Raw genomic sequence first — 18,580 nt, forward strand, 5'->3', positions numbered from 1 at the left:
GAGATAAACATTGACACTCTGATTTTAGAAGAGTATAAATAAGTCATAGATATCAATCCCCTCGCTCCACATTTAATGTGGCTGGTACGCCAGTATGCGAGGCTTTTTTTATAAGAAGCAAGCAACTATTGAAGATGTTGGGGAGCTTGAAGGATTGCTTAAACAGCGCAAGAAAGAGTTAGGTGGCAGATTTATGGCAGATTGTTCCGCAATCCCATTATTGACGGGGGATATGGTTACTACCCTTAAGTAATTTATCTCTTCAACATACTGTGTGTTGGCAATCTACATTGTCGATGCGCAGTTTTTTTGTACATAATTGTTGTTCCGGATCCATTTAATTGGCATAATGGAACAGGATTACATTTGAGAGGTGAGAAGAGTGGCAAACGCATTCAATCGATTTAAGAAATTCATAGATAAACGAATGACGGTGATCAAGCTGATATTTGTTTTTTCAGTCTTGATCTTCGTGGTTCGTCAACTTGCAAAAATTATTCGTGAAGTAAATGGTCAACAGTTCCAAAATGTGCTTGCCAGTCAGTCAAAGGGATCATTATTGATAATGCTGGTATTGGGCTTTGTTTCAATCACGCCGATGCTCATATATGATTTTTCGATCGTGAAGTTTTTACCTACTAAATTCGCTCCGGGGTACGTTATCCGCAGTGGCTGGGTGGTGAATACTTTTACCAATTTATTAGGGTTCGGGGGCTTGCTTGGTGCCAGTTTAAGAGCCCATTTTTATGGTAAAGGGGCGACCAAAAAGCAAATATTGTACGCCATTTCAAAAGTTGCCCTCTTTCTCATTTCTGGGCTGTCGTTGCTCTGTTTTGTGTCCTTAATTATGATCTTCGGTTTCAGGATTGGCACCGTCTTTGCCCACTACTGGATTTGGCTTGTCGGTGGGGCCGCCTATTTTCCGAGTATGTTTATTTTTACAAGGATTAACAATTCGAGCTTTTTTAAAGATTTAACCCTCAAACAGGAGTTGACGATGACTCTTGGCTCATTTATGGAGTGGGGAAGTGCCCTGGGATTTTTCATTTTAATTGGGTATTTGATGCATCTACCAATTGATTTTGCGTTAGTTATTCCGATCTTTGTTGTCGCTAACGTCGCTGGAGTTGTTTCAATGATTCCTGGTGGGTTAGGGTCGTTTGATATTTTCGTCATTATCGGTTTAGGATTTATCGGCGTTGCCAGAAGTGACGCACTGGTTTGGATTTTATTATATCGACTATTTTATTATTTACTGCCATTTATTGTGGGAACCGGTCTATTCGCTCATGATACCGGCCACAAGCTCAACGAATTCCTGGATGAATTACCCCGGATCATCATCCAACGGATCGCTCAGGTCTTCTTAACCGGGTTCATGTACTTCTCTGGGGTGATGATGCTCTTATTTGCGACAGTTCCCAATGTCGTTATCATGAACCGCCTCTACATCCGATTGGTACCTTATTCAATCTTTTTTGTGAGTCATCTGATGAATATTATTGTGGCGTTTCTGTTGATCGGCCTTGGGAGTGGCATTTGGGCACGAACCAAGCGCGCATTTGGGCCGACGGTTGCTGTGGTGATCTTATCGATTGTGAACACCTGGTTTAACGAAGCGTTCACGTGGCGAATGATTATGCTGTTTGTCATCATTCTCATCACTTTGTGGCTTTCAAGAGGGGTTCTCTATCGGGATCGGATGGCAAATTCATGGGGCGCGCTGATCATAAATGGATCGATTTTCATCATTACGTTCACAGTATATACATTGGTCGGAATCGCCGCTAATCACCATTCACCGCTTCATTTTGATGCAGCCTACCTATTTCCATCTGAGGCAATTTGGCTGGTTGGCTTCATTGGGTTGCTGATCGCAATGTTGGTCTTATTTGTGACCAACATTTATTTGACAGCTAACCGACCGGCGTGGTTGACGCAACCATTTGATGCAGAGCGGGTGAAGGCAGTCATCGATCAATTTGGTGGCAATGAAGATAGCCATCTTGCATTCTTACGGGATAAACAGATCTACTTCTACCAAGAAGAAGGGGTTGACCAAGTCTTCTTCATGTACAAACCAATTGCTGACAAGCTCATTATTATGGGCGAACCGGTCGGCAACTCGGAAAAAATTGGTGCGGCGATTGAAGATTTTATGAAGACTGCTGATAAACAAGGACTAAAGCCATTATTTTATGAGATTGATCAAGATCTAACCATGCAGCTTCATGAGAGTGGCTTTGACTTTATCAAGACAGGTGAAGATGGTTTGGTGGACTTAAACCAATTCACCCTGAGCGGGAAACGGCATCGTGGCGAACGGGCACTTATGCACAAATTTGATCGCGAAGGATTTAAATTCGAAGTCGTAGAGCCGCCATTCAGTCAAACATTTATGAAGGCGATCAAGAACATCTCCAATGAATGGCTTGGTGGTAAAGTAGAAAAGGGCTTTTCGTTAGGGTTCTTTGACAACTATTATTTAAACCAAGCGCCGATCGCCGTCATGAAAAATGCCGATGATGAAATTGTCGCATTTGCCAATATCATGCCAGATGGCAATCAGGTGACGACATCGATTGATTTGATGCGCTCATCGTCGAAAGCACCATCCGGAATTATGGATGGCATTTTAATCAATTTGTACGAGGAATCCGCCAAAAAGGGGTTTAAGTATTTTGATCTTGGCATGTCACCACTTTCAAATGTTGGCACGTCTCGATTTAGTTTTACTCAGGAACGAATCGTTCATCTGATCTATCAATACGGATATAGATTTTATAGCTTTGAGGGCCTGCGTTCATACAAAGAAAAGTATGTTGATAAATGGGAATCGAAATATATTGCTTACTATCGGGGCAGTTCACTCGTATTTTCTGTCCTTCAAGTGCTACTAATCGTTAATCGGCCACGGAATCAAACGCCAACTCGCATTCCCAAGCTACTTGATTTTATCTCTGGGGCTGAAAATAAATCAAACATCTAATTAAATAATGAAATTTAAAAATCGTAAGCCAGAACGGAACTCAGGCTTACGATTTTTTGAATAATGGCGATTTCAAAATTCTGTTTTTATTTTGTTTTTGGCATAAAGTAAGATTCAATTTCCTCCAGTGGCTTATCTTTGGTTTCTGGAACAAATTTCCAAACGCCTAAGAAGCCGATAATATTCATTATCATGAAGAAAATAAAGGTTATTTTACCACCCCAGGCACTTAACATCATTGGCGTGAATTGGCCAACCGCAAAGTTAGCGCCCCAAAGAATCACGGTACAAATTCCCGAAGCTCTTGCTCGTAAGTAGGTTGGGAAGAGCTCTGGAATCATGATCCAAGGAATTGGACCCATTGAAAAAGCAAATGAAATGACAAAACCAAAGACACAGAATAAAAGAATGAGGCCACTGTTACCACCAAACATAAGGGCAATAGCTAAACTAAAAAGGGTCATTAAAACTGATCCAGTCATCATTAATGGCTTTCGGCCAGCTTTGTCGATTAATGTAGTGGCAATGATTGTTGCCAGCATGTTCACGACACCCACGCCAGCAGTGGCCATGAATTCGGAGTTACCACCAAAGCCAGCCATCTTGAAGATTGTCGGCCCATAGTACATAATCACGTTCATCCCAGCTGATTGGTTACAAAAGGCTAAAAAGATGCCGATGAACAAAGCTCGTCGTAAGCCTGGTTGAAATAATTTGGCCAACGTGGAATTTCGATCACGTCGGATTGCAGTCGCGATCGTGGTCATCTCGTCTTGAGCCCCTTTGACGCCGTTAATTTTGACCAAAATATTAAAGCCTTGTTCAACTTTCTCCTTTGAAATCAGCCAACGGGGACTCTCAGGTGCAAATAATAATGCGATGAAAAATAGGAGGGCAGGTAGTGAGCCGATTCCAAGCATCCACCGCCAACCATGGAATAATGTCCAATTATAAGAGTGCAAATTAACAATTGTCAGGTTTACAAAGTAAGTGACACAAATTCCAATGGTCGTTAGTAATTGATAAAGTGATGATAATGTCCCCCGAATATTTGCCGGAGCGACCTCTGAAATATAAGTAACGGCAAGCGCGGAAGACAAGCCAATTCCTAAACCACCAACAATTCGAGCGGTGATTAATTCTCCAGGTGTGCGGGTAAATGCTGAAAGCAATGCCGCGAAGAAAAAAAGAATTGCACCGATCATTAGGATCTTTCGGCGCCCGAAGCGATCACTTAGGAACCCGGAGAAACCAACCCCGACAACCCCACCAATCATGATACTGGAAGTAATTAAGCCTTCCATTGCCGGTGACAGGTGGTACAAATCCTTCAAAAATCCAATTGCTCCTGAAATACAGGAGGTATCGTATCCATATAAAAGTCCAGCCATTCCAGCAGCCAGGGCAATTAATGTGACAAAGCCCCAGTGGGTTTGGTTATTATTTTCTTTAGCCAACTAAAAACATCCCCTAATTAATAATCTTTTTCATTGTAAAATTTACTGAACTTTACTACATTAGTATACAAATCAGCGTTGATTTGGTCAAACGCTTTCATTAGGAGGCGATGAATCGTTTAGAATTTTCAAGAAATCGTGGTGGATCACTGTTAATAAAGATGAAGAATTGATGGGTTGGGACTTTTGAATCAATTAATGATGGTTGACAACGCTTCAAAAATGAGGTAAATTCTATTTAAGTAAAGTTTACTAAAATTAAGTAGAGGGATGAAACTATGATTTCTGAAGATGTACAAACTGAATTTAAGCAAAAATTTGGTTATGACGCTAGTCGGGTATTCTTTTCACCTGGACGGATTAATTTAATTGGTGAGTATACGGATTTCAATGGCGGCCACGTTTTTCCTTGTGCAATTAGCATGGGTATATACGCAGCTTATGGGGAACGTGACGATGATCAGGTTCGGATGTACTCAGCCAACGTCCCTGACCAAGGGATTGTTGAATTTTCACTGGCAGATTTAACTTATAATAAGGCCAATGGCTGGGCTAATTACCCGAAAGGCATGATGGCAGAAGTTATTAACCAGGGCCACCAAATTGCCCATGGGTTTGATTTGGCAATTAACGGTAATCTGCCTGACGCAGCTGGTTTGTCTTCTTCAGCGGCTATTGAATTATTGACGGGCGAGATTATCAATGATGTTTTTTCGCTTAATGTCAAAGAGCTGGACCTTGTTAAATATGGTAAATTAGTTGAAAACAATTTCATTGGCGTTAATTCTGGAATTATGGATCAATTTGCGATTGGGATGGGGAAAAAGGATCAAGCGGTCCTCCTCGATACCAACACTTTAGATTATGAATATGTTCCAGTTAAGTTGGGGCATAACGTGATCGTCATTATGAACACTAAGAAGCACCGTCAATTACAGGATTCCAAGTATAATGAGCGCCGAGCCCAATGTGAGGAAGCCTTGAAACGATTACAAACTAAGCTTGATATTCGTAGTTTAGGTGACCTTACCGAAACTGAATTCGATGAAAATAGTTATCTGATTAATGATGACGTTCTCATTCGACGCGCTCGTCACGCGGTATTTGAAAATCAACGTACGTTGCAGGCCAAAAACGCGTTGGTAGACAATGATCTCCAACAATTTGGTAAGTTGATTAATGCTTCTCATATTTCGTTACATTACGACTTTGAGGTAACTGGTAAGGAATTGGACACGTTGGCTGAGACCGCCTGGAAACAGCCTGGGGTGATTGGTGCCCGGATGACCGGTGCCGGCTTCGGTGGTTGTGCAATCGCCATTGTTGACCGGGACAAGGTGGCTGCTTTCCAGGGAAACGTTGGTAAAGTCTACGAGCAAGAAGTTGGTCATCCAGCAGAATTCTATATTGCAGAGATTTCCGATGGTCCAAGAGAAATTAAATAGTTTTTAAGTTGAAGGAGGATATTAAGATGGCAATTTTAGTATTAGGTGGCGCAGGTTACATTGGTTCCCATACCGTTGATCGATTGATCGCAAACGGGTATGACGTTGCTGTTGTCGACAATTTGGTTACTGGCCATAGAGCAGCGGTTAATCCGAAAGCCCGGTTTTATGAAGGTGACGTTCGTGACAAGCAATTTTTGAGCGGCGTCTTTGATAAAGAAAATATCGAAGGGGTCATTCATTTTGCAGCCTTTTCGGTTGTTCCAGAGTCAATGGCTAAACCTTTGAAATATTTTGACAACAATACCGGTGGCATGATCAGTTTGCTTGAAGTGATGCATGAACACGATGTGAAGAAGATTGTTTTCTCATCAACTGCAGCCACTTATGGCGAACCAAAACAAATTCCAATTAAAGAAACTGATCCCCAAGTGCCAACTAACCCCTATGGGGAAAGTAAACTCGCCATGGAGAAGATTATGCACTGGAGCGACGTTGCTTACGGGATTAAGTTTGTTGCTCTTCGTTACTTCAACGTTGCTGGTGCCAAGGCTGATGGGTCAATTGGTGAGGATCACCATCCAGAAACGCATTTGGTTCCAATTATTCTGCAAGTTGCTTCAGGCGAACGTGACGAATTAACGATTTTTGGGGATGACTATGACACCCCAGATGGTACCAATGTCCGAGATTATGTCCACGTTGTCGATTTGGCAGATGCCCACATTCTTGCCCTCAAGTACCTGCAAGCTGGTCATGATTCCGATGCCTTTAATTTGGGATCTTCAACTGGGTTCTCCAACAAGCAGATGTTGGATGCCGCCAGAGAAGTGACTGGTAAGCCAATTCCAGCTAAAATGGGCCCTCGGCGTGCCGGTGATCCAAGCACATTGATTGCCGCTAGTGATAAAGCCCGCAAGGTTCTTGGTTGGAAGCCACAGTTTGATGATGTTCATGAGATTATCAAGACTGCTTGGAATTGGAAGCAGACCCACCCAAAGGGTTATGATGACCGGAAAGGAAATTAGTATGAGCCGAACAGTTGTTGAAAAATTCGTTGATTTAATCATCAAATCGGCTTCGCCTTATACCAATGTTGACCGAATCTATGTCACCAATTTGGTTTTTCGGTTGATCGGAGATGGCTTTGGTTCCCCCACCGATGAAGACTCTGCCGTTGATTTGGCTAATGAGTTGGTTGACCTAGCTGTGACTCGCGGGAAAATCGAGGATTCGATTACGAATCGGGAGATACTGGAAGACCAATTAATGGATTTATTAACGCCGATTCCATCAAAATTAAATGCCATTTTTTGGACAAAATATCAGGAATCTCCTGAAGAAGCTACAGATTACTTTTACCATCTAAGCCAGAGTAACGATTATATTAGGACACGGGCAATTGCCAAAAATATTTCGTACACGACTGAAACTGAATATGGTGACTTGGAAATCACCATCAATCTTTCTAAACCTGAAAAGGATCCCAAGGCAATCGCCGCAGCTGGCTGTAAAAAATCGACCAGTTATCCGGTTGGCCCGTTAGCCATCGAAAACGAGGGTTATCTTGGACGTCTGGGTTATCCGGCTCGCAGCAATCACCGAGTGATCCGAATGATGATCAATGGGGAGCCATGGGGATTTCAGTATTCGCCATATGCTTATTTTGGCGAGCATGCCATCTTCTTAAATCAGAAACATGTGCCAATGTCGATTAATCAACGCACGTTTGTTAATTTAACCGATATTCTCAAGCAGCTGCCACATTACTTTGTTGGTAGTAATGCCGATTTGCCGATTGTCGGCGGCTCATTACTGGCTCAAGATCATTATCAAGGAGGGCGACATACCTTCCCAATGATGAAAGCCACCATCGATCGCCCAATTGATTTGGGAATTGATGGTTTGGAAGCGGGTATTGTTAAATGGCCAATGGCAACCATCCGCTTGATGAGTAAAGACGCTGATAAGGTTGTTGATGCTGCTACTCGAATTGCAGAAACTTGGAAGAATTATTCCGACGAATCTGTGGATATTCGCGCCTACACCAACGGCACCCGTCATCACACGGTTACCCCAATCGCCCGAATGAACGGTGATCAATTTGAAATGAATATCGTTCTTCGAGATAACCAAACCTCTGATGAGTATCCAGATGGCATTTTTCATCCCCACAAGGATGTTCAACACATCAAAAAGGAAAATATTGGTCTCATCGAAGTGATGGGGAGGGCAATCTTGCCTGCCCGGCTGAAAACAGAGATGAGGGAAGTCGAAAAGTATGTTTTGGGTGAAGATAATCAGATTGCAGATTATCATAAACCTTGGGCGGACCAATTGAAGCAAAAGGATCACTTCACTCAGAAAAATACTGAGGAGTTAGTAAATAGAGAGGTTGGTCTGGTATTCGCAAGAGTTCTCGAAGATGCTGGTGTGTACAAGTGGAACGATAAAGGTCAAGCCGCCTTTGATCGATTTGTAAAGGCGATTAAATAAATAACAATGGAAGGGTTCCAGCCAGCTACACCCAAATGGGTGGCTGGGGAACCCTTCTTTTTTGTGGTAAAATTAATGTAATCGTTTCATATTTCTGTTCGTTTAGGAGGAGCATCATGAAATTTATTGCGTATAACGTCAGGGACGACGAAATCCCGTTTATCGAGAAATGGGGGAAAGATAATCAAACTGAAGTGAGTTATACCACGATGACTTTAACGCAGGAAACCATTGAAGAAGCCCGTGGATTCGATGGTATCTCAGGCTTGCAAACAATTGACTATTCCCGATCCTTATTCGAGGATTTTAAAAAGTTGGGGATCAGATATCTGTCATTGCGAAACGTTGGAACTGATAATGTTGACTTACAAGCTGCAGCCGACAATGGGGTGACTGTCACCAACGTACCGGCATATAGCCCGGAAAGTATCGCTGAGTTTGCGGTGACGATGGCCCTTTACTTATCACGAAAAGTGGGTTATATGCAACAGCAGTTACGCCAGAAACAGCAATTTCATTTTTCACCCGACTTCATGGGTCGGCTTATGAGTGAACAAACCGTCGGAATTGTCGGCACTGGTCGAATTGGTCGGCAGGCCATTCAACTGTTTGAAGGCCTTGGTGCAAAAGTTGTTGCCTATGACAAGTATCCAGTGAAAAACAAATTTCGTTATACAAATAGTTTGCAGGACCTGATTGTCCAAAGTGATATTATTAGCATTCACATGCCGGCAACCAATGATAATTACCATGAATTTAATCATGAAACTTTTGAAGCAATGAAAGATACGGCCTTGCTGATTAATACGGCCCGTGGATCAATTGTTGATACCAATGATTTGATTTATGCACTGCAAAGTGGTGAAATAGCCGGTGCAGGGATTGATACCATTGAAAATGAATCGGCTGATCTGCAAGATTCTCGTTCCACTAAGCAGGTGAATAACGCTGACGTTATCAAATTATCGATGATGCCCAATGTTCTCATCACACCACATTCTGCATTCCATACGACTCGCTCTGTCATGAATATGGTGAATATTTCAATGAATAATTTAAAAGATCTTTACACGGGTAAGACGGTTGCCGATATTGTGAAGTAACCGGCGGACACGATAGGAAGCTTTAAGAACAATCAAGCAAAAAATAGGAGGCTCCAAGATCAAGCAGCATGCTGTTTGATCTTGGAGCCTCCTATTTCTAACGATGGTTTAATGACCCTTGCTAAATATCGTAGTCGCTATCATTCATCGATTCAACGTTTCCAAGCAGGTAACCATTCCCAACTTGCGAGAAGAAGTCGTGGTTCGCTGTCGAAGTTGAAATGCCGTTCATCACGATTGGATTCACATCCTCAGCAGTATCGGGGAAGAGTGGATCTTGGCCCAAGTTCATTAAGGCTTTGTTAGCGTTGTAACGGATAAAGGTTAGGACGTCCTCAGTCCAACCAATCTGGTCGTACAATAAGTGCGTGTATTTCTCTTCGTTGGCATAGAGCTTGTAAAGTAAATCATATAACCAATTCTTCAAATCTTCCTGCTTGTCCTTTGGCAATTGGTTGTAGCCGATTTGGAATTTGTAACCAATGTAGGTTCCATGAACGGACTCGTCCCGTAAAATCAATTTGATGATTTCGGCAACGTTAGGAATCTTGTTATGACCAAGATACCAGAGTGGGGTGTAGAAACCAGAATAGAAGAGGAAAGTTTCTAGGAAGACGCTGGCAACCTTCTTCTTAAGTGGATCCGGTTCGCTGACGTAAATGCCATGGATCTTGAGTGCCTTATTCTGGAGAAATTCTTCAGTATCACTCCAGTCGAAGATTTCATCAATTTGTTCAGGCGTGTTCAATGTTGAAAAAATTGATGAATAACTCTTGGCATGAACTGATTCCATGAATTGAATGTTATTCAATACGGCCGTTTCATGCTGAGTTTGGACGTCTTTTCGCAAAGATGCCATGCCTTCTTGAGATTGAAGCGTATCAAGCAGGGTCAGGCCGCCAAAGACGTGACCAACGACCCATTGGTGATCTTCATCTAATGTTCGCCAGTCAGACAAATCATTGGATAGCGGAATTCGGGTATCCAGCCAAAATTGTTCAGTCAGCTTTTCCCAAGTTGCTTTGTCGATTTGATCATCGATGGCGTTCCAGTTAATTGCTTTATAATTTTCAGTCATAATTTCCCCCTAGATAACACAACTTTCACATTGATTGGAACCAACTTCTTGCTGGTCATCTGTGAACGTTCGGATGTAATAAATTGATTTTACACCTTTTTTGTGGGCGTAGTTACGAAGAATGTTAAGATCACGAGTCGTCATCTTGTCTGTCCGGCCATCCTTCCATTCATATAAACCGGCTGGGATGGTTGAACGCATAAATAACGTCAACGCCATTCCCTGATCAATATGTTCTTGAGCAGCGGCATAAATATCGATCACTTTTCGCATATCCATATCATAAGCTGAGGTGTAGTAAGGCATCGTGTCATTAGAGAGATAGGGTGCTGGATAATAAATCTTGCCAATCTTAGATTCCTGCCGCTCTTCAATTCGGTTAATAATGGGATGTAGGCTCGCGGTGGTGTCATTAATATATGAAATTGAACCGTTGGGGGCAACTGCTAAACGGTTTTGATGATATAGGCCGTACTTCATGACGGATTCCTTCAAGGCTTCCCAGTCTTCTTTTGTTGGGATCATATCATCGGCAAACAATACTTTTACTTTATCAGAGGTTGGGGCGAAAGATTTTGTAAAATATTTATCAAAATAGCTACCGTCAGTATATTTGCTCTTGTCAAAGTTATCAAAAGTTTTGCCACGTTCTTTGGCAATCTTGTTGGAGGCAACCAAGCTCCAATAATTCAGTAGCATAAAGTAAGTGCTGGTGAATTCGATTGATTCCGGAGAACCGTAGTGCATATGATGCTTGGCAAAGAAACTGTGAAGCCCCATTGCGCCTAAACCGATTGAATGAGATTCATGGTTGCCCTTTTGAATAGAAGGGACAACGTCGATATTAGAATGGTCAGTGACATAGGTTAGCGCTCGAACCATGGTCTCGATTGAATGCCCGAAGTCACTGGCGTTCATCATGTTGTTGATATTAGTTGAGCCTAAATTACAAGAAATGTCTTTACCCAGTCTGATGTAGTGCTGCTCATTATCAACGGTTGAAGGTGTTTGAACTTGTAAAATTTCAGAACAGAGATTGCTCATGACGATTGTCCCATCAATCGGGTTAACCCGGTTGGCTGTATCAATATTGATGATATATGGATACCCGGATTCTTGTTGAAGCTTGCTAATTTCAGTTTCAAGGTCCCGTGCTTTAATCTTTGTTTTCTTGATACTGTCATTAGCCACCATGTTGTCATACTCTTTTGTGATGTCAATGTATGAGAATGGTTGACCATATTCACGTTCCACGTCGTATGGGCTAAATAAGTACATGTCGGCGTCCGCCTTGATGAGCTCGTAGAATTTATCTGGAACCGTCACTCCAAGTGATAGGGTCTTCAAACGAATCTTTTCGTCCGCGTTTTCTTTCTTGGCACCCAAAAATGAAATAATATCTGGGTGAAAGACTGATAAATAAACGACTCCGGCACCTTGGCGCTGACCTAATTGGTTAGAATAGGAGAAACTGTCTTCCAATAATTTCATAACCGGAACAACGCCTGATGCGGCGCCTTCAATGTGCTTGATGGGATCGCCAGCAGCTCGCAAATTTGAAAGGTTGATGCCAACTCCGCCGCCAATTCTGGACAATTGTAAGGCAGAATTAATCGTTCGACCGATTGTGTTCATATCGTCGGTTGTTTGAATCAAGAAACACGAAACAAATTCGCCTCGATTTTCCCGACCCGCATTTAAGAAAGATGGAGTTGCCGGCTGGTATCGTTGGTGAATAATTTCATCAGCTAAATTCATTGCCAGATTTTCATCGCCGTCAGCGAAATAGAGGGCATTCACGGCAACCCGATCCAGGAATGTTTCCAGATATGAATCATTATCATTTGTCTTCAAAGCATATTGGGCATAAAACTTGTAAGCCGCCATGAATGATTTAAAATGAAAGTCCTGTTCCTTAAGATAGGTGTACAACTTTTCAATAAAACTGAAGTCGTATTGGTTGATAAAGTCTTTTTCATAATAATTGTGATTAATCAAGTAATCAAAACGATCTTTGAGGCTGTCAAATTTAACCAAGTTTGGGCCAACGTTTTTGTCTAAAAAGGCTTGCAGGGCCTCTTGATCTTTTTGCAATGGAATTTGGCCGTTAACCGGGATATTGATCTCGTTATTTAAGTCAAAATAGGATGTGTCCGTTAAGTTGTGAAGTGACATAGTTTGAACCACGCTTTCTTAAATTTGCGAATAAAATAAGCGAGACCAAATGTGGTTTCGCCCGTAAGTACTTAAGTGAATATGGTAGAATGAATAATGATTTCTTATCCGGCGATTGACTGAAGTTGATCTGGTCGGAAACCACTGAATGCTTGCTTGCCGTCAACATCGACAACGGGAACTGCCATGAAACCGCGTTTTTTAAGGTAATCGACATATTGTGGTTGTTCGTTGATATTGTGTTCTTCGAAGTCAACATTGTGTTCAGTCAGGTAACGCTTAGTCATTTTACACTGCATACAGTTGTTTTTTGAATATAAAGTAATTTTTGACATTTGAATCATCTTCCCCTTCAACTCGTTTTTGATTTATGCTTACAGTTTACACTAACTGGCAGAAAAATCAACGATAAGAACACAATATATTGTGATTTTAAAACTTGTATCCACCAAATATGGGATCTCTCCCAAAAAAGAGAACAGGAGCTATTTTATGAGTGATAACCAATTTTATTATTCCAAGAATCCGGATGTTGCCTCAAATCCGTTGACATGGAACTTTTCGTTGCTAGGAAACAACTTAACGTTCACTTCAGACAACGGAGTGTTCTCCAAGCACACGGTTGATTATGGAAGTCGGGTGCTTGTTAAAAATGTGAACTATGATCTGATTCCCGCTGGTAAAATTCTTGATCTGGGAACCGGCTACGGGCCAATCGGCATCGCAATTGCCAAGGCCTTCCCTAAACGAGAAGTTGATATGGTTGACGTCAACGAGCTGGCCTTATCGTTGGCTCAGAAAAACGCCAGGGATAATCGAGTCGACAACGTTCACATTTTTACCAGTGATGTTTATGACCAAGTGACCGATCAGTATGCCGCGGTTGTTACCAACCCGCCTGTCCGAGCTGGTAAAAAAGTTGTTGATGCAATGATCACAGGCGCCAGTGACCACTTGGTTCCAAACGGGACGTTGACCGTTGTGCTGCAAAAGAAACAGGGTGCCCCATCCGCCAAAAAATTGATGACTCAAATCTTTGGTAACTGCACGATTGTGAAGCGGGATAAGGGTTACTACATTTTGCAAAGCGTCAAACAGTGAGGTTGATTGATGACAACTTCGATTAATGAACAATACATGCGAGCTGCACTTGTTGAAGCACAAAAGGCATTTGTGATTGGTGAGGTTCCAATTGGGGCGGTTGTGGTGCACGACGGTGTGATTATCGGCCGTGGCCACAACTTGAGGGAGCATTTAAACGATGGGGTTGCCCATGCAGAAATTATGGCCATCCAGGAAGCTTGCGGGATGCTCCAGAGCTGGCGATTAATTGATTGTGATTTATATGTAACGATTGAGCCGTGTCTCATGTGTTCGGGGGCAGTTGTCAATTCACGTATCCGTTCAGTTTATTTTGGCTCAAGGGATCCTAAGGCCGGTGCAGTACGAAGTTTGTATCAGGTGTTAGAAGACAATCGGCTGAATCATCAGGTAAACGTGACCGAAGGAATCCTCAGCAAGCAGTGTTCACAGATCATGAAAGACTTCTTTAAAGCAGCTCGAAAAAGAAAAAAGAAAAACTGACTGGAAATTTTTCTCATAGTAAGTTATGATAGATATTGCCGCAAGGCCCTGAGACAAGGGTCGGGTTACGAACTGTGTCAGATCCGGAAGGAAGCAGCACTAAGTATCATCGACCTTGTGTCTCTTGATTATGAACTTTAGACTCCCAGCAGAGATGCTGGGAGATTTTTTTGTGAAGTGCCCAGATCAAAGTGGGAGTAATTGGAGGGGCAATCGCCAAGCAAATCAATCCTTTATAATTTCAACAATCAGCTGAGAAGGCAACCAAGTTGAGAATGATCAACTTCTTCAGCCACATTTGTATTGGCATTATTCTTCATTTCATCATATAATTATTTAGACGTTTTTATTAGATGTTTTTAAAAGTTGGCTATCTTTTTTGGAGGGTTTAGTAATGAGCTATCAAGCTTTATACCGGGTATGGCGACCACAGCGATTCGATGAAATCGTCGGTCAGGCAATCATTACACGTACGTTAAAAAACGCCTTGATTACTAAACAAATTAGTCATGCATATCTATTTACCGGCCCGCGAGGAACCGGGAAGACTTCAGCAGCTAAAATTTTTTCCAAAGCTGTGAACTGCCATTATTTAAAGGACGGCGAACCTTGTAATGAGTGTGAAACTTGTAAGGCAATTAATGATGGAAGTCTCAACGATGTTATTGAGATTGATGCGGCATCTAACAATGGGGTTGAAGAAATCCGTGATATTAGAGATAAAGCAAAATATGCGCCCACTCAGGCTGATTACAAGGTTTACATTATTGATGAAGTTCATATGCTTTCAACAGGCGCGTTTAATGCGCTGCTAAAAACGCTGGAGGAGCCGCCTGCTAATGTGATTTTTATTTTGGCGACGACGGAGCCTCACAAGATTCCCGCAACTATTATTTCACGAACCCAGAAGTTTGATTTTAAGCGAATCAAACCCAAAGATATTCTGGAACGAATGGAATACATCCTGCAACAGAAGAAAGTTGACTATGATGACAAGGCACTGAAGTTGATTGCCAAAGCGGCTGAAGGTGGGATGCGCGACGCCCTTAGTATTTTGGATCAGGCAATGTCTTACGGGGATAATCAAATTACCTACGAAAATGCCCTGTTAGTTACTGGCAGTGTCACTAATGATTTGCTAACAACTTACATGGATCAGGTTCATCAAAAAGATACCAAAAGCGCGTTGATAACCGTTCAAAAGATCCTGGATGGCGGCAAGGATGCCAGTCGGTTTGTTGAAGATTTGACCAGTTACTGCCAAGACATTCTTCTTTATCAGCAGGATCCACAAATGGTCGAACAGATGGAACTGGGAGTCGTCGATGAGAAATTCAAGACGCTGAGTACTGAAATCAGTGATCAAGATATTTATCAAATGATTAATGAACTCAATGACATCTCCAATTCACTCAGATACACAGCTCATCCGGACGTTTATTTGGAAGTGTTGACAGTTAAGATTACACATTTAGACGAGCAGACAGCTGTTGCTTCTCGACCTGCACCACAGCCGGTCCAGAATGCACCAGAAATTGACAGTAGAATTGAAAAATTGACCACCCAGGTTGCCCAATTGCAACAGGAAATTGAGCAATTACGAAAGACACCGGCAACTGGATCAGAGAGTCCTTCAGCTCCGGCTGTGGCAGCTTCCAAGTCGGTTGAGGCTAAGCCGGTTAACGCACACGTTGAGATCGCCAAAATTTATCCCATTTTAGGATCGGCTACCCGTCAGCAATTAAACCAATTCAAAGAAGTTTGGCCGGATTTAATGAATTCACTATCAGTTACGCAACGAGCCGTCATGCACGTTTCCAAACCGGTTGCGGCGAGTGCCGATGGGGTGATTGTAGCATTCGATTATTCGTTCTTGTATCAGAAGGCTCAAGGGGATACAGAACTAAAGGATGCCCTTGGGAATAACCTGGATCGGATTGTCGGCAAAGCCCCTCAGATTGTGTTTGTGCCTGAAAATCAATGGCCGGATATTCGAAGTGAGTATTTGAAGAATCACAAGGATCAAATTGCCGGTGGCGGAAAGCAGGAAGCAGATGATCCAGACCCAAAAGCCCATCCTAGCGATGATGGGAACAAGAACCCCGTCGTTAAGAAAGCTGAAGAGTTGTTTGGTAAAGAAATTTTAGATATTAAAAACGATTAAAGTGGAGGAAAATGACTTATGATGAATGGTATGAACAGAAACAAAATGATGAAGCAAATGAAAAAAATGCAAAAACAATTAGCAGAGGAACAAGAAAACTTAAAAGAACAAGAATTCACTGGGGTTGCGCCAGATGATATGGTTAAGGTCACCTTTAATGGCGAACGAAAAATGACTGACATTCAAATCAAGCCAGAAGCAATTGACCCAGATGACCCAGAAATGCTTGCTGATTTAGTATTGGCCGCTGTGAATGACGGCTTGGCTGCCGTTGAGAAAACGACGCAACAAACTTTAGGTAAATACACAAAGGGACTTCCTGGAATGTAATCCTGATTTAGAAGGGAAAACTATGCAATATCCTGAACCAATCGCAAAATTAATTGAGAGTTACATGAAACTGCCGGGAATCGGAAGCAAAACCGCTACCCGACTGGCCTTTTATACCGTTGATATGAATGAGGACGATGTTGCCGATTTTTCTAAAGCACTCATGGCAACCAAAAAAGATCTCTATTACTGTTCAATCTGTGGGAATTTGACCGATGAAGATCCATGTGAAATTTGTCGTGATAAGAATCGCGATCAATCGACCATTTTAGTAGTTGAGGAACCTAAAGATGTGATGGTGATGGAACGAGTTCAAGAATATCACGGCTTGTACCACGTGCTACATGGCGTTTTATCACCGATTGAAGGTAAAGGCCCAGAAGATCTTAACATCAGTTCGCTCATTAAACGGCTGCAAAAAAATAAAGCAGTTAAAGAAGTGATTGTTGCCACTAATGCGACTCCTGAAGGCGAAGCAACCGCCATGTATTTGAGTAAGCTAATTAAACCTGCCGGCATCAAAGTGACCCGTCTCGCCCATGGATTGTCGGTTGGATCTGACATTGAGTATGCCGACGAGGTAACACTATTTAAGGCAGTTGAAGGACGAACGGAAATTTAGTAGGAGGTCGAAACGATGTTTTTTAACCGGTTAAAGCGGCGTGATGTTAAAACTGAATACGACCAACGGCTTCTCGAGCTAATTAATAACTTAAAAGAAGAGTGGGATCATGCCGCCCAGACTCAAAATGCTGTTGCTGACAGTGACATTGAGATGGAGCAGGAAACTGCTTTAGCAAGACAGAAATATTTCTTCATATATAAAGAAGCTCGAATCAGAAAAATTAAGAACAACCAAATTCAACCATCCGTTATTAGCTACGATCGGAACGATTTTGAATCCTAGAGAGTAGGCTGGCTGGGTGTAGTTGGAGAACCCGGTGAGTCTGGGGCTTCAATATCAAAGAGTGACTGATATTTAATCGTGGATTGAGCGATCAAGAATGAAATGCACAGTTAAATGAAAGATCACTCTTTTCTTTTGAAATAGACAGGTAAAACAACATATCGTACAATTGAGTTAAATTAAGAAGTGAGGGAATTGTTTTGAAGGGTAAGTTTATAACATTTGAAGGACCCGATGGCGCTGGCAAAACTTCCGTTATGAACAAGGTGGTTGAACAATTTGATCAAGAGATTGGCGATCAATTGTTAGTGACCAGAGAGCCTGGCGGCAACAAGATCTCCGAGGAAATTCGACGAGTGATCCTAGATCGGGATAACACCGAAATGGATTATCGAACCGAAGCATTACTGTACGCTGCTGCTCGAAGGCAACATTTAATTGAAACAATTTTGCCGGCGTTAGCTGTCGGTAAGCTAGTCCTTTGTGATCGTTACGTGGACAGCTCGGTCGCTTATCAAGGATCCGGTCGCCAAATTGGAATGGCACAAGTTGCCAAAATGAATGAATTTGCCACTGAACAATTACTTCCTTATAAGACAATTTATTTTGATATTCCTGTAGAGGTTGGGCTAAAACGAATTGAGAAGCACCGGGACAGTAGTAAAATTGATCGCTTAGATGTCGAAACCACTGCTTTTCATCAACGGGTTCATAAGGGTTATACGGCAATTAGGGCGGCTAATCCCGATCGATTTGTAACAATTGACGCTACCCGGCCATTTCAACAAGTTGTGACAGACACCATTGAGACAATTCATCAAATTGCAGCCGAGTATTTTAAGGAGAGTTGAT

Annotated in this window: 17 protein-coding genes and 1 other RNA gene; 14 read left to right on the top strand and 4 right to left on the bottom strand. The window is 42.2% G+C overall.

Annotated features, from left to right (window positions below):
* The first annotated feature begins 94 nt into the window (after positions 1-94).
* On the top strand, positions 95-253 hold the full coding sequence (locus QUF07_RS00685; protein WP_289426593.1) for a hypothetical protein: 159 nt from the start codon (positions 95-97) through the stop codon (positions 251-253).
* Positions 254-427: 174 nt separating this feature from the next.
* Entirely contained in the window at positions 428-2,989 is a 2,562-nt protein-coding gene (mprF, locus tag QUF07_RS00690) for a bifunctional lysylphosphatidylglycerol flippase/synthetase MprF (RefSeq protein ID WP_289426604.1), read from the top strand.
* A gap of 86 nt (positions 2,990-3,075) precedes the next feature.
* Here mprF and QUF07_RS00695 read toward each other — a convergent pair whose 3' ends face one another.
* Entirely contained in the window at positions 3,076-4,446 is a 1,371-nt protein-coding gene (locus QUF07_RS00695) for a sugar porter family MFS transporter (protein ID WP_217164088.1), read from the bottom strand.
* 278 nt (positions 4,447-4,724) lie between these two features.
* Between QUF07_RS00695 and QUF07_RS00700 the strand changes: the two genes are divergently transcribed.
* The 4 genes from QUF07_RS00700 (at position 4,725) to QUF07_RS00715 (ending at position 9,490) form a co-directional block, all read left to right on the top strand.
* On the top strand, positions 4,725-5,891 hold the full coding sequence (locus QUF07_RS00700) for a galactokinase (protein ID WP_289426594.1): 1,167 nt from the start codon (positions 4,725-4,727) through the stop codon (positions 5,889-5,891).
* Between the two features lie 26 nt (positions 5,892-5,917).
* Positions 5,918-6,919, top strand: coding sequence for a UDP-glucose 4-epimerase GalE (galE, locus tag QUF07_RS00705; protein WP_056981169.1), 1,002 nt, complete (start codon positions 5,918-5,920; stop codon positions 6,917-6,919).
* Between the two features lies 1 nt (position 6,920).
* Entirely contained in the window at positions 6,921-8,387 is a 1,467-nt protein-coding gene (locus tag QUF07_RS00710; RefSeq protein ID WP_289426595.1) for a UDP-glucose--hexose-1-phosphate uridylyltransferase, read from the top strand.
* A 116-nt stretch (positions 8,388-8,503) separates the two neighbouring features.
* Complete coding sequence (locus QUF07_RS00715; protein WP_289426596.1) at positions 8,504-9,490, top strand: D-2-hydroxyacid dehydrogenase; 987 nt, start codon at positions 8,504-8,506, stop codon at positions 9,488-9,490.
* Positions 9,491-9,611: 121 nt separating this feature from the next.
* On the opposite strand, the gene nrdF is transcribed toward QUF07_RS00715, so the two are convergent.
* The 3 genes from nrdF to nrdH all read right to left on the bottom strand — a co-directional run bounded on the left by nrdF (position 9,612) and on the right by nrdH (position 13,078).
* Entirely contained in the window at positions 9,612-10,568 is a 957-nt protein-coding gene (nrdF, locus tag QUF07_RS00720; RefSeq protein WP_217164096.1) for a class 1b ribonucleoside-diphosphate reductase subunit beta, read from the bottom strand.
* Positions 10,569-10,577: 9 nt separating this feature from the next.
* Positions 10,578-12,743, bottom strand: coding sequence for a class 1b ribonucleoside-diphosphate reductase subunit alpha (nrdE, locus tag QUF07_RS00725; RefSeq protein WP_289426597.1), 2,166 nt, complete (start codon positions 12,741-12,743; stop codon positions 10,578-10,580).
* A gap of 104 nt (positions 12,744-12,847) precedes the next feature.
* Entirely contained in the window at positions 12,848-13,078 is a 231-nt protein-coding gene (nrdH, locus tag QUF07_RS00730; protein WP_056981188.1) for a glutaredoxin-like protein NrdH, read from the bottom strand.
* Positions 13,079-13,235: 157 nt separating this feature from the next.
* Between nrdH and QUF07_RS00735 the strand changes: the two genes are divergently transcribed.
* The 8 genes from QUF07_RS00735 (at position 13,236) to tmk (ending at position 18,579) form a co-directional block, all read left to right on the top strand.
* Positions 13,236-13,844, top strand: a complete 609-nt coding sequence (locus QUF07_RS00735) for a class I SAM-dependent methyltransferase (protein ID WP_217164098.1) — start codon at positions 13,236-13,238, stop codon at positions 13,842-13,844.
* Between the two features lie 9 nt (positions 13,845-13,853).
* A complete protein-coding gene (gene tadA / locus QUF07_RS00740; protein WP_217164100.1) occupies positions 13,854-14,327 on the top strand; it encodes a tRNA adenosine(34) deaminase TadA in 474 nt (157 codons plus the stop codon).
* A gap of 45 nt (positions 14,328-14,372) precedes the next feature.
* Positions 14,373-14,459: signal recognition particle sRNA small type (gene ffs, locus QUF07_RS00745), an RNA gene on the top strand.
* 262 nt (positions 14,460-14,721) lie between these two features.
* Positions 14,722-16,491 (top strand): DNA polymerase III subunit gamma/tau, encoded by a 1,770-nt coding sequence (dnaX, locus tag QUF07_RS00750; protein WP_217164102.1) that lies wholly within the window; start codon positions 14,722-14,724, stop codon positions 16,489-16,491.
* 18 nt (positions 16,492-16,509) lie between these two features.
* Complete coding sequence (locus QUF07_RS00755; RefSeq protein ID WP_054746766.1) at positions 16,510-16,821, top strand: YbaB/EbfC family nucleoid-associated protein; 312 nt, start codon at positions 16,510-16,512, stop codon at positions 16,819-16,821.
* 22 nt (positions 16,822-16,843) lie between these two features.
* Positions 16,844-17,443 (top strand): recombination mediator RecR, encoded by a 600-nt coding sequence (gene recR, locus QUF07_RS00760; protein WP_217164104.1) that lies wholly within the window; start codon positions 16,844-16,846, stop codon positions 17,441-17,443.
* 15 nt (positions 17,444-17,458) lie between these two features.
* A complete protein-coding gene (locus tag QUF07_RS00765; RefSeq protein ID WP_054746765.1) occupies positions 17,459-17,728 on the top strand; it encodes a YaaL family protein in 270 nt (89 codons plus the stop codon).
* A 200-nt stretch (positions 17,729-17,928) separates the two neighbouring features.
* On the top strand, positions 17,929-18,579 hold the full coding sequence (gene tmk / locus QUF07_RS00770) for a dTMP kinase (protein ID WP_217341990.1): 651 nt from the start codon (positions 17,929-17,931) through the stop codon (positions 18,577-18,579).
* Position 18,580 lies beyond the last annotated feature (1 nt).

Origin of the sequence: Lentilactobacillus sp. TOM.63 (assembly GCF_030361045.1) — a bacterium.
In the GTDB taxonomy this organism is placed as follows: Bacteria; Bacillota; Bacilli; order Lactobacillales; family Lactobacillaceae; genus Lentilactobacillus; species Lentilactobacillus dabitei.